The sequence below is a fragment of the Pseudoalteromonas aurantia 208 genome (genome assembly GCF_014858725.1).
Lineage (GTDB): Bacteria > Pseudomonadota > Gammaproteobacteria > Enterobacterales > Alteromonadaceae > Pseudoalteromonas > Pseudoalteromonas aurantia.
Genome location: NZ_AQGV01000010.1, coordinates 40,418 through 52,230 on the forward strand (window position 1 = coordinate 40,418; position 11,813 = coordinate 52,230).

Sequence of the window (11,813 nt, forward strand, 5' to 3'; positions counted from 1 at the left end):
ACTCTCAACCAAACTTGTTGTAATAATACCGCTAACACAATGGAAAGTAACGATGGCACTCAGGAAAATCATCGATTGGCTTATGCCCAATATCTGTATTTGTTGTCATGCCCCTCTAGCAACACATGACGTCATATGCCCGTATTGTCTCGAAGATATGCCGCTATTTGCTCATAGTGAGGGTAACCTATTATTACGTCCTGATATTCAAAGAGACTTCGCGCTGCCAAATTGTAGTGGTTTGATTGCATGTGGATGGTATGAGAGCCAATTAAAAGTATGGTTAAAGGGTTATAAATTTCAACACAAGGCCTATTATAAAAAAGCGCTACAACAAGTTATTACACAACAGTTTAGTGGATGTTTGTCGCACACAGCTTTTACGCCTGATTTAACCATCGTCATCCCCCTACATCCAATTCGATTAGCCACCCGAGGTTTTAATCAAGTCAGTCAAACATGGCAACCCTGTTTACTCAATACAGTCACGCCTATTCCTACATTAGTCAGGTCACACAACACGCAAGCTCAAAGTAATTTATCACGGCATAAACGACAGCATAATATTAAAGGGGCATTTTACGTTGAAGGCTCAATGGAGGGACTTAATGTAGCACTTGTTGATGATATTATAACCTCCGGTGCAACAATGAATGCAGCTGCACGCGCGTGTCTAGAAGCGGGTGCAGCGCAAGTTTGGGCATTTACTACCGCATTAACGCCCTTGAACCGATAGTGTGTGACCAAAAAATATAGCATTTGTCAGTAAGCGACTACTTCCATACCAATACCCTCTAAAAACAGGGTTATCTGTACTGGCTATCACGCTACCTTCCCCATACCGGTGGGCAATCACTGCTGCACCTTCGCTTATTTTCGAAACATTCTCTGCTGCGGCGTAGCCCGACAATAAAGGTTTTTCTACATATTTGCTGACCGATAAGAACGGCTTTTCAGGCGCTTTAAGCAACCAGGTGCTGTTTTTAAACACAGGTAATGTCGCACGTTCAAAGCCGAAGGAAAGCGGATGTGAAAGATCGAGCTCAGTAGAAAAAATAGCGCCAGCGATACGCTGCTTACCACCCAGTGCATCTTGATCACCATAAGTCAGATCCTTGGTATTAAACTGCTCAGCCATTTCTTTTTTACTCACACTTTTCGCATTTAGCATTTGACTATCAAGCAGCCATTTTGCGCCTCTTTTATGACCCCAAATTACACCTCCCTTATTAACCCAACCAGTGATCAACACTTTAGCCCGATCTGACAAACGATTAAAACGACCATCTGTTAAAATGATATGGCTATATTTTGAGAGATTTACTTGCGCGATTCTATCTTGCTCAACAAGTGTTGGCGCGATGCCTAAATGTTTATCCAAATGATACCAAACTTCACCAACTTCATACTGACTAGTCCCTTCACCTCCTACAAGCAATACCTTTGGCCGCGTGAGTGCGCTCATATTGCGAGATCCTAGATCAATGCCTTTACTCGTTAAACCTGTAGTGATGGGGTGAATTTTTACCGAAAACTTAGTTTGTGCCATATTCAACAGTGCAAGCCAGCGCTTATTCTGCTGAAGCCCTGATGGAATAACGATACTACCTGAGGCAAAAGCGTGTTCTCCTGAGGTGGTTATAGCATTAAATGCTTTCATGGCTACGCGAGTTTCAATTTTATTCTTCAACAAAAAATTCAGCATTTTTGGAGCCTGCCATTGTTGCCATGAAAAGCTATAAGCATACGCATCTGGAAGCACTTCATATTGCTGCTTTGCAGGCAACTTCCAAGGTTGCTCGCTCACTTTTAACCCCCATGTACTATCTGCTTTAGCAAAATTCAAATTAAATGCATGTGCTAATGTCCACCCTGAAACATCATAGAAAGTATTATCTTGAAACGTTTTTTGTTCCGAAAATACCGCTTTAACTAATCGATATTGTGGCTGTGCTAATGGCACATAAATATCACCTATTTGGTACTGGTAGCCAGCCACTTTAAAGGGTTTTTGTAATGTAAACCCTTCGATTTGATGCTGTGACAGCAACGATAAAAACGTTTCAAATTTTTGTTGATCTTGCCCAGCAGATACCACATAACCTGCAAACTTCTCTTTGTCTGCCAAAGCGACTGCCTGTTGATAAAACTGCTGTTGATAGGAAAGTAGTTGTTTTTTATTCGCCATTACCCCTGTAAATGTCGACAGACTGGTTGTTAACTGGTTTTTTATGGTTTGCGCAAAACTGAGCTGTCCATTGATTGTGTCTTGTACATGACCTCGGCTGCTTGCTTGCTCAAATAAAATACCTATAGCGCCATTTGCATCCGGATAAGTAGATCCCTTTCCGTAATAAAAATCATCAAAGCTTTCTTGTGTAAAATAGAGCTGCTTATCATCATCTAAAGACTTAGCATGAAACTGTGCTAATACCTCAGTTAAAGTCACATTCATTTTAGGAGTTAGAGGGTGTGTCCGAGATGCAATACCGGGTTGGAAAAAGTAACTGCTATTCGATCCCATTTCATGGAAGTCAGTTAAAACATTTGGTTTCCATCGATGAAATTCAGACACCCGAGCTTGAGACTCCGGATGTTGCAGCAACAGCCAATCTCTATTTAAGTCAAACATATAATGGTTTGTGCGTCCTGAAGGCCAAGCCTCCACATGCTCTCTATGTTGTGGATCCGCTGATAAATTCATACCTCGATTACTATTTGCCCATTGAGCAAAACGCGCTAAACCATCTGGATTTAGAGAGGGATCCAATAAAATAACCGTGTTGTTCAATAATTCTGTTACCGCATCGTTTTGCGCCGCTGCAAGATAATACGCCACCAGCAATGCCGCATTACTACCAGATGGCTCATTACCGTGCACACTATATCCCATCCAAGCAACCGCAGGTGTGCCCACACTGGTCTCTTCTGAAGATAATCGAGCTAAATGTTGGGTACGAATTTTTTCAATGTGTTGTAATTTGTCAGGTGCCGTTATAGTCAATAACAGCAATGGCCGTTGTTCGTGCGTGTAACCGATTGTTTTTATTTGCACGCGATCACTCTTCTTAGCTAACACTTTCATATACTGTACTAATTGATCATGTCGCACATGCCATTGTCCAACCTCATACCCAAGTACTTCACTAGGCTTAGGAATGTTTGGGTTAAATTGAATATCTTCTGGAAAATAGTAATGAAGTGGCTTAGCCACCACCGAAAGAGGCAAACATATCGCTATTGCCAAACAAAAAAATACAAACCGCATATCAAGACCTTAAAACTGATGATTGTTTAAACGCTAACAGCCTAATTAGAAGTTGCCAAATTTTTACGTCCAACACTAGCGACAACACGATGAGGGGAGTATCATACAAAGTATCCGAGTAATTTAGTCAAGTAATAGTCACAGTTATGATAACCATTTCAGAAACAGCTCAATCACATTTCGCTAAACTGCTATCCGATCAAGCAGAAGCAACTAACATTCGTGTGTTCGTCGTAAACCCAGGTACTTCTCAAGCCGAATGTGGTGTATCTTATTGTCCTGCTGATGCCGTTGAGGAAAGTGATATTCGCCTTAACTTTAACGGCTTCGATGCCGTGGTTGATGCCGAAAGTGCACCATTTTTAGATGAAGCTGAAATTGACTTTGTCACAGACAAAATGGGCACACAACTTACCTTGAAGGCCCCCAATGCCAAAGCTAAAAAGCTGAGTGAAAATGCGGACCTAAATGAACGCGTTGAGTATATGCTAACCTCAGAAGTCAACCCGCAGCTAGCGAATCATGGTGGTCAGGTCAGCCTAGTTGAGATCACAGCAGAAGGGATTGCCATATTACAATTTGGGGGCGGGTGTAATGGCTGCTCAATGATTGATGTGACCCTTAAAGAAGGAATTGAAAAAGAAATGATAGCCAAGTTTGATGAAATCACCGGGGTACGTGATATCACAGAGCATCAAGCTGGTGAGCACTCTTATTATTAAGGCACCATGTTAAAAGCCATCATTTATAAACTTGGGCAGCACCCTAAGCTGAGTCTCAGGCGCTTTTTTATTGGCTTGGGACTGTTTGCACTTAGCTGTATAGCCATTGCATATGGCTATTATGAGCAAGCATGGGTGCAGCTAATTGGGCTAGGATTACTAATCCCGGCATTGTTTTTTGCTGCATGGGGTTATCTTGGTATATTTGCTAATCGCTTTTCACAAGTCATTGCAACAATGCACCCTGATCAAATATCTTCTTATAACGATAAACCAAAGTGAGGCCTCTCGTTGCCATAAAGCAGCTCATCGCAAACCATAAGCCATGATTCCCCCACTCCATCGTTAAATAAAAAGGTACAAAAAATCCAACCATCAGTGCAATAAACATCGAGTTACGCATTTCCTTTGCTCGTGTTAGGCCGACAAATACGCCGTCGAACAAAAAACATGCCATAGCAATAATTGGTAATACAATAAGCCATGGTAAATAAAGCTTAGCAGCCTTAATTACATCTGGAATATTCGTCAGCAATCCGATGATAGTTGAGCCAAATATCGCAAAAAAAACACAATATCCAATAGCAAAAATACTTCCCCACCATACGCTTACCTTAACCCACAAATGCAACTGTTGAACATCCCCTTCCCCTTTCGCTGCACCCACTTTCGCTTCGGCAGCATAAGCAATACCATCTAATGCAAAGCTTACTAGCATGAGAAAGTTCAACAACACAGCATTGGCAGCAAGTATCGTTTCGCCTAATCGCGCACCATAAAAAGTCATGAAGCTAAAGCATAGCTGCAACAGCAAAGAGCGGATAAATATATCACGATTTAGGGTCAACAAACCTGCAATACTTTCCTTTGAAGGCAAGGATCCCCCCCAAGAAACACCGTGACGAGCGAATAGCTTTTTAACTAAACATACTGCTAACACCAATGCACTATAATCCGCGATTACAGACGCCCAAGCCGCACCAGCGACCCCAAAATCTAGTACGAGTACAAACACCACATCTAAAAAAATATTCACAATATTGGTAAACAACACCAAATAAAATGGGCCTTTCCCATAATGCATGCCAAGCATGAGCCCGAGTAATACTAAATTACTTAGTGCCGCGGGAGCACTCATAATTCGAATAGAAAAGTAACTGTTCGCCTGTGACATCACTTGTGGTGACGCCCCCGACAATGCCTCTATCAAAGACATTAATACTGGACTCAAAGCGATAAGCGTAACCGAAAAAATAAGAGACAAAAATAAGCTACTTAACAGGAGTTGCTTAACTCTTACGAAATCTTTAGCACCAAATGCCTGTGCGATAACACCTGTTGTACTCATCCTTAAAAAACTCGCCAACCAAAATAGAATCGCAATGCTTCCTGATCCTAAAGCAATACCGGCTAAATAATGGGCACTTGAGAGATGCCCAATCACAGCCGTATCAACTAAACCTAGCAAGGGTACCGAGATATTTGATAAAATCATCGGTCCCGCAAGTAAAAGTAAAGCGAAGTGGTAGGACTTATGTTTGCTAAGAAAATGACCCATATTGTATTTTTGGCCTCAATGTTGATGACTCGCAGCGTGTTTGCCGCAGTAATATTACAGTATCATCACGTCAGCGAAAAGCTGCCCGCTGTAACCTCAGTAAGTAGTGATACATTTACAGCACATCTTCAATATCTTAAAGAAAATAATTTTAAAGTTGTGCCATTAAACACACTTTTACAGAAACTAAAGCATGGCCTAGCGGTAGGACCTAACACGGTCGCCATTACCTTTGATGATGGTTACGACAACAACATCACAGATGCCGCCCCCTTACTTGAAAAATTTAACTATCCGTATACTATTTTCGTCAACCCCAAGCTCATTGACGAACAACAAAGTTACGTCATGACTTGGGATGAATTAAGAACGCTTGCCAAACGAGGAGCATTGATCGCGAATCACAGTGCACAACATGATTATCTCCATAAAAAGTTAATGGGAGAAACCCATGATGTTTGGTACACACGAATTAAGCAAGATATCACCTGGTCAGAACAACGCATTAAAGAAGAAGTGGGGCATAATGCAAAGCTATTAGCTTACCCTTATGGCGAGTTTAACACTGCACTACAACAACTTGTTGCGGAGTTAGGCTATATTGGCATAGGACAGCATTCTGGGGCTGTGGGCATTTACTCTGACTTCACTCGTATCCCACGTTTTCCGGCATCTGGAATTTATGCTGATTTAAACACGCTCAAGACAAAATTACATTCAAATGCTTTTTCAATCGCAGCTGCGCAATATGATAATTCAGTGACATCACAATCAAAGCCAATAATCACACTCACCTTCCACAACAAGCCCTTCCATACTGGCCAATTAGCTTGCTTCATATCTGGGGGAGGCACTGCTGAGCTAACATGGTTAAATGACAAAAGTGTCTCCATCACTTCTTCACACGCTCTGACATTAGGTCGCTCAAGGTATAACTGTACCGCCCCGATTAAAGGGAAACCGGGTCAATACTATTGGTACTCGCAGCCATGGGTAATTATTAAGTCTCATCACGACAATTAAATTCCAACATGCCACCTCTACTTAGTGACTGATGACAACAATGTCTGAGCTACTCGACTCAGTGGTATAACAGTCTGTGCAGCCTCAAGCTGCACAGCCGCCCGAGGCATACCCCACACCACACAACTCGCTTCATCTTGTGCTGCAGTCTTTGCTCCGTTCTGTCGCAACTTTAACATCCCTTTTGCACCATCACTTCCCATGCCAGTTAAAAGCACGGCACTCACTTGTTTTGCCAATGGGATCAGTGAATCAAACAAAACATCTACAGCAGGTTTATGCCGATTCACAGGATCACCATCATACAGCTCACAGACCGTCACCGAGCCGCGTTTCACTATTTTTAAATGTTTATCCCCTGGCGCAATAAACACTTTACCTGGTCCTAACACATCTCCATGTTCCGCCTCTTTAACAAGCACACTCGTGCAACGATCCATACGTTGTGCAAAAGACGCACTAAATACAGGGGGAATATGTTGTGTTATCACAGTAGCAGGGGCATGCTTTGGCAGCTTCATCAATACTTCTTTAATTGCTTCTGTTCCCCCCGTCGAAGCCCCAATCGCCAAAATCGCGTTGACTTTGTACTGTTGTGACTCGCCTATGATGGTTGGAGGAATGTGATCTGACGCCTTAAATGGCCTGATCCGTGCTTGAGCAGCAACTCTGACCTTTTCTTGTAATGTATCAGCATACGCCTGTAACTGTTCTGACACATTCACCTTTGGTTTAGCAATAAAATCAACAGCACCAATTTCTAAAGCCTCAAGCGTGGCTGGTGATCCTTGCTGAGTCAATGTCGAAATCATGACTACTGGCATAGGTCGCAAACGCATTAAATTTCTTAAAAAGCTTAAGCCATCCATTTTAGGCATTTCTATATCAAGTGTTAGTACATCAGGGTGAAGTGTTTTAATCAATTCCCTTGCTTGATATGGATCTTCTGCGCATCCAACGACTCGAATGTCTGCGGCTTGTTGCAATACCTCTGTTAGTATCCCTCTTATTAAGGGAGAATCATCAATTACGAGTACTTTAATCATGCTCCCTCCTAAAACAACTCTATATCAGTTTTTGCATCTTGCGTTTCAATGTCATGTAGATACCTAACTTCTCTCTTTTCTATCGTATCATTATGCATTTCACGCAACTTTTTCACCTGTGCTTTTCCCGTTTGAGGGTGAAAAACCACCTTTCTAGGCCATGGTCCTCCAACATCGTGTGATACCAGATCTAACGCTTCATCTTTAATATAAGCATTCGCAAACCGTATATTACCAACACCAATATCAGTCATTGAGCGGATTATTTTCCCTCCACCAAACAACTTTATTTTTAAATTCTCTCTCGCAGCACCATTTTTAAGCACTTCATTTATAAGATATTCCATTGCCCAGTGACCATATCGACAATTTAAATCATCAGCATGAATTTCTTCCATGCCTTTCACTCCTGGCAACATAAAATGATTCATACCACCAATGCCTAATCTATCATCATACACACACGCCGCAATACACGAACCTAATACTGTCGATATTAACTCATCATTTTTAGACACATAAAATTCACCTGGGAGCACTTTTGCTACCACCATCGAACGACCGGAATCCCAAAAGCGCTTAACATGTTCAAAACCACTTATGACTGACTTGAACTGCTTATCCATTGCATATCTTCTTATACGTGGTTTTACCTAAATTCTTAAATTCGTCATGCTCTTTACCCATCGTTTCTGAATGGCCAATAAACAAATGTCCGTCACGTGATAACATCTCATGATATCGCCTAAATAACGTATCTTTAGTTTCCTTATCAAAATAAATCAGTACATTACGGCAAAAAATCACATCAAATGGACCTTTCATAGGCCAGTTTTCAAGCAAATTTAATCGCTTAAATGAAATCTGTTGTTGTAACTGTGGTTTAACTCTATATGCCTTTTCATCGGCACTTTTTAGAAAAAATAATTTCAACTGGTTCGCTGCCAAACCCGTAATAGTATCCGGTTCATACACTCCTTGTTGCGCTTTGCTAAGTACATTTGAATCTAAATCAGTCGCTAAAATTTTCACGTCCCATGATGATGGAAATTTATCCATAATAGTCATTGCAATGCTATATGGCTCTTCACCCGTAGAACAACCAGCAGACCAAATTCGTACTCGCCGAGACTCCCTATTCGTCTCTAAAAGTGAGGGAATAATTTGCTCCGATAAATACTCGAAATGATGATTTTCTCTGAAAAAAGACGTTAAGTTTGTTGTAATTGCATTAATAAAGTGGCTAAATTCAGCATCGCTATGCGTTTCTAAATACCGCAAATAATCAGTAAATGAAGTGAGGCCATTCGCCCTTATTCGCCGTGCAATTCGAGAATAAACCATTTCTCTTTTATGCGGGCCAAGCACAATACCACATGCTTGATACACCCGCTCAGAAATCACTTTAAAGTCCGTATCAGTAAACGTAAATTCCCGCATCCCACAGGCTCCTTTTTTATTGAATAGAAAGCGCTATGTCATGTATTAAAACTCTTCCCACTCTTCCGAATTGTCTGCAAATTGATTACCTGTTGCGGGTGCATTAGCGCCCTCATTTGCCGTGGAATGCTCAATACGTGCAGATGCTTGAGGTGGGCGATTAGCTAATGCCTCAGGCACCGAATGCGTTTGTGACGATAACCCCATCGTTGTGGCCTCTGATTCCTCATTCAAAGAGAAGTAATTAAGCAATCTTTTCATATTGTTAGCTTGTTCTGCCATCGACTCACCTGCGGCAGATGCCTCTTCAACAAGAGCCGCATTTTGTTGGGTCATTTCATCCATCTGCGTGACCGCTTTATTCACTTGCTCAATACCTGAGCTTTGTTCCACCGAGGCTTCAGCTATATCAGAAATCATCTGCGTAACACGTTTTACTGAGGCAACAATATCCTTAAGTGTTTCTCCTGATTCGTTAACCAGAATTGTACCGTCTTCAACCTTACCCACACTATCACGGATCAGATCTTTGATTTCTTTTGCCGCACCAGCCGACCGCTGTGCTAAATTACGCACTTCACCTGCAACTACAGCAAACCCGCGGCCCTGTTCACCCGCTCGAGCGGCTTCAACGGCCGCATTAAGCGCCAGCAAATTCGTCTGGAAAGCAATTTCATCGATCACGCCAATAATATCTGCTATTTTTTTACTCGACTCATTTATTGCAGACATACTCGAGACTGCACGATTAACAACCTCACCACCGAGCATTGCTTTATCGCATGTCTCCTCAGCTAGGCTATTTGCAATTTTTGCATTATCTGCATTTTGTCTAACCGTACTGGTCATTTCTTCCATACTAGACGCTGTTTCTTCTAATGACGAAGCTTGTTCTTCTGTTCTTTGACTTAGATCAGTATTTCCCTGCGAAATCTCTTCTGCACCACTGGCCACCAGCGTCGCGGAAGAATTAATTCGATTGAGCACCTCGGTTAATTTATCAGCGGTGGCATTCGCATCTTGCTTTAACTTGTCAAAAGCACCATGGTAATTTGCATTAACACGGCGTGTTAAATCACCATTGGCCAGCGCATCTAACATTTGTGCCGTATCTGACACAGCCCCATCAACAATACCGACAAGCTCGTTTAAACCTTGGGTTAAACGTAAATAAAAACCTTGTTTATTCGCTTCTTCCAATCTAGTGCTTAAATCACCTTTACCTGCTGCAACAACAAGCCCATTAACTTCCGCTTCAATCGCTACCTCCGCTGTTCTATCGCTCCACTCAACCACTGTACCAATTCTTTCTCCATCAGCACCTATAATTGGATTAGCGACCAACCCAAATGTCCGGCCACCCACTAAGATTTCCGTTTTATAAACTGATGTCAAACGCTCTAACATACTTCGTTGATGTGATGGATCTTTGTGGAAAATGTCAATATTTGAGCCAAGTAAAGTACGACTATCAAAATGTGGTAAATCTTTCTTAATATCACTTTCTGCATTGCCCATCATATGAACAACGGCTTTGTTCATATAGACGATATTGTGTTCGTCATTTGCAATCATGGTATTCGTTGCCACATTATCAAGTGCCCGCTTCACCCGTAAATTTTCATTTGCGCGTTCTTGCTCTTCTTTCTCTTTAGCCAAACGTTTGGTTTTGTCTTCCCATTCAACCACTGTACCCAGTCTTTCATTATTATCATCGTATACCGGTGTGGCTATCAGTCCAAATATAAAGCCAGCCACCTCAATGTCTGTCTTGTAGGTTTGTGTTAGTTTCGCCAATAAGTGTCGTTGATGGCTGGGGTTTACATGAAATACATCGATACATTCACCAATTAACTTACTTGCATCAAAATTAGGTAGCGCACTTCTAAGCTGTGCTTGATTAGCAGTTAACATTTGTAATACTGAGTGATTGGCATAAACAATATTCAAATCGGGATCGGCTAACATTACATTCGCTTGGCACACATCTAATGCGCTCGATATACGAGCCGTGTGTGCGGACAGCACTCGCTGCTTCTCCTCAAACTCTAATTTTTCCGTTATATCTTTCCATTCAACCAATGTTGCGATACGCTCATGCTGATCATTGAATACTGGTGTCGCTATTAACTCAAACGTCAAGCCTGCAACTTTAATCTTTGTCGTATATACCTGAGACAGAGTCCCTAATAAACTCCTTTGATGTGCGGGGTTTACATGGAATGCATCAATATTCCTGCCAACTAAGCCATCTACACGAAAACTTGGCAAACTCTCTTGTAACTTAGCTTCGTTATCTTTTAACATTTGGGTTACTGAATCATTCAGATACGTAATATTAAGATCTGTATCAGCGACCATGATATTTGCTTGGCACACTCGCAAGGCTCTAATTAAACTATCTATATGACTTTTATCAGATTTAAGGGACTGCTCTGATTGCGCAGTCAAAGCACGGTGTAATTGCGAGTAATGACTAAAATCAATCGTGGCTATTGTTTCTATCTCTTCAACTTGTAAAAACGGCAAAACGCGCTCAACGCACTCAAGTTGAGCGAGATAATGACTAAAGCAATGCTTCAAGTACAAGACGCAAGCTAATACAGCAATAATAGGCACCAACATCATTGCACTATTTATCAGTGTCAGATCAATACCTATAAGCTTAAATGCCAAAGCAATACAGGCAATTTGAACGATGCCAACATACATCAATTTATTATTAATTGACCCCTGTAAATTATGATTACTCATGT

10 protein-coding genes are annotated in these 11,813 nt (G+C 41.6%); 4 read left to right on the forward strand and 6 right to left on the reverse strand.

Annotated elements, in window-relative coordinates; genetic code table 11:
- Positions 1–52 precede the first annotated feature (52 nt).
- On the forward strand, positions 53–736 hold the full coding sequence (locus PAUR_RS01775; RefSeq protein ID WP_192506116.1) for a ComF family protein: 684 nt from the start codon (positions 53–55) through the stop codon (positions 734–736).
- Here PAUR_RS01775 and PAUR_RS01780 read toward each other — a convergent pair.
- The gene (locus tag PAUR_RS01780; RefSeq protein ID WP_192506117.1) at positions 716–3,268 is read right to left on the reverse strand and encodes a M14 metallopeptidase family protein; all 2,553 of its coding nucleotides are present in this window, start codon (positions 3,266–3,268) and stop codon (positions 716–718) included. The genes PAUR_RS01775 and PAUR_RS01780 overlap by 21 nt on opposite strands.
- A 146-nt stretch (positions 3,269–3,414) precedes the next feature.
- On the opposite strand from PAUR_RS01780, the gene nfuA reads away from it, so the two are divergent.
- Both nfuA and PAUR_RS23520 read left to right on the forward strand, forming a co-directional pair.
- Complete coding sequence (gene nfuA / locus PAUR_RS01785; RefSeq protein ID WP_192506118.1) at positions 3,415–3,990, forward strand: Fe-S biogenesis protein NfuA; 576 nt, start codon at positions 3,415–3,417, stop codon at positions 3,988–3,990.
- 6 nt (positions 3,991–3,996) lie between these two features.
- Positions 3,997–4,272 (forward strand): hypothetical protein, encoded by a 276-nt coding sequence (locus tag PAUR_RS23520; protein WP_225738258.1) that lies wholly within the window; start codon positions 3,997–3,999, stop codon positions 4,270–4,272.
- Here the strand turns inward: PAUR_RS23520 and dinF are convergent.
- Positions 4,217–5,548, reverse strand: coding sequence for an MATE family efflux transporter DinF (gene dinF / locus PAUR_RS01790; RefSeq protein WP_192506119.1), 1,332 nt, complete (start codon positions 5,546–5,548; stop codon positions 4,217–4,219). The genes PAUR_RS23520 and dinF overlap by 56 nt on opposite strands.
- On the opposite strand from dinF, the gene PAUR_RS01795 reads away from it, so the two are divergent.
- On the forward strand, positions 5,525–6,571 hold the full coding sequence (locus tag PAUR_RS01795) for a polysaccharide deacetylase family protein (RefSeq protein ID WP_192506120.1): 1,047 nt from the start codon (positions 5,525–5,527) through the stop codon (positions 6,569–6,571). The two genes, dinF and PAUR_RS01795, sit on opposite strands and share 24 nt — an antisense overlap.
- Before the next feature lie 17 nt (positions 6,572–6,588).
- Here the strand turns inward: PAUR_RS01795 and PAUR_RS01800 are convergent, their stop codons facing one another.
- From PAUR_RS01800 to PAUR_RS01815, 4 genes are read right to left on the reverse strand one after another with little or no spacing between them, the layout of a single operon-like run.
- Entirely contained in the window at positions 6,589–7,617 is a 1,029-nt protein-coding gene (locus PAUR_RS01800) for a protein-glutamate methylesterase/protein-glutamine glutaminase (protein ID WP_192506121.1), read from the reverse strand.
- A gap of 8 nt (positions 7,618–7,625) precedes the next feature.
- On the reverse strand, positions 7,626–8,243 hold the full coding sequence (gene cheD / locus PAUR_RS01805) for a chemoreceptor glutamine deamidase CheD (RefSeq protein WP_192506122.1): 618 nt from the start codon (positions 8,241–8,243) through the stop codon (positions 7,626–7,628).
- A complete protein-coding gene (locus PAUR_RS01810) occupies positions 8,236–9,057 on the reverse strand; it encodes a CheR family methyltransferase (protein WP_192506123.1) in 822 nt (273 codons plus the stop codon). The genes cheD and PAUR_RS01810 overlap by 8 nt, the downstream gene beginning before the upstream one ends.
- 45 nt (positions 9,058–9,102) lie before the next feature.
- Entirely contained in the window at positions 9,103–11,811 is a 2,709-nt protein-coding gene (locus PAUR_RS01815; RefSeq protein ID WP_192506124.1) for a methyl-accepting chemotaxis protein, read from the reverse strand.
- Positions 11,812–11,813: the final 2 nt, after the last annotated feature.

Bases quoted from the DNA above. Each gene is read 5' to 3' on its own strand.
- PAUR_RS01775 (WP_192506116.1), top strand. From the start codon at position 53: ATGGCACTCAGGAAAATCATCGATTGGCTTATGCCCAATATCTGTATT.
- PAUR_RS01795 (WP_192506120.1), top strand. From the start codon at position 5,525: ATGTTTGCTAAGAAAATGACCCATATTGTATTTTTGGCCTCAATGTTG.
- cheD (WP_192506122.1), bottom strand. From the start codon at position 8,243: ATGGATAAGCAGTTCAAGTCAGTCATAAGTGGTTTTGAACATGTTAAG.
- PAUR_RS01780 (WP_192506117.1), bottom strand. From the start codon at position 3,268: ATGCGGTTTGTATTTTTTTGTTTGGCAATAGCGATATGTTTGCCTCTT.
- PAUR_RS23520 (WP_225738258.1), top strand. From the start codon at position 3,997: ATGTTAAAAGCCATCATTTATAAACTTGGGCAGCACCCTAAGCTGAGT.
- PAUR_RS01810 (WP_192506123.1), bottom strand. From the start codon at position 9,057: ATGCGGGAATTTACGTTTACTGATACGGACTTTAAAGTGATTTCTGAG.
- dinF (WP_192506119.1), bottom strand. From the start codon at position 5,548: ATGGGTCATTTTCTTAGCAAACATAAGTCCTACCACTTCGCTTTACTT.
- PAUR_RS01800 (WP_192506121.1), bottom strand. From the start codon at position 7,617: ATGATTAAAGTACTCGTAATTGATGATTCTCCCTTAATAAGAGGGATA.
- nfuA (WP_192506118.1), top strand. From the start codon at position 3,415: ATGATAACCATTTCAGAAACAGCTCAATCACATTTCGCTAAACTGCTA.
- PAUR_RS01815 (WP_192506124.1), bottom strand. From the start codon at position 11,811: ATGAGTAATCATAATTTACAGGGGTCAATTAATAATAAATTGATGTAT.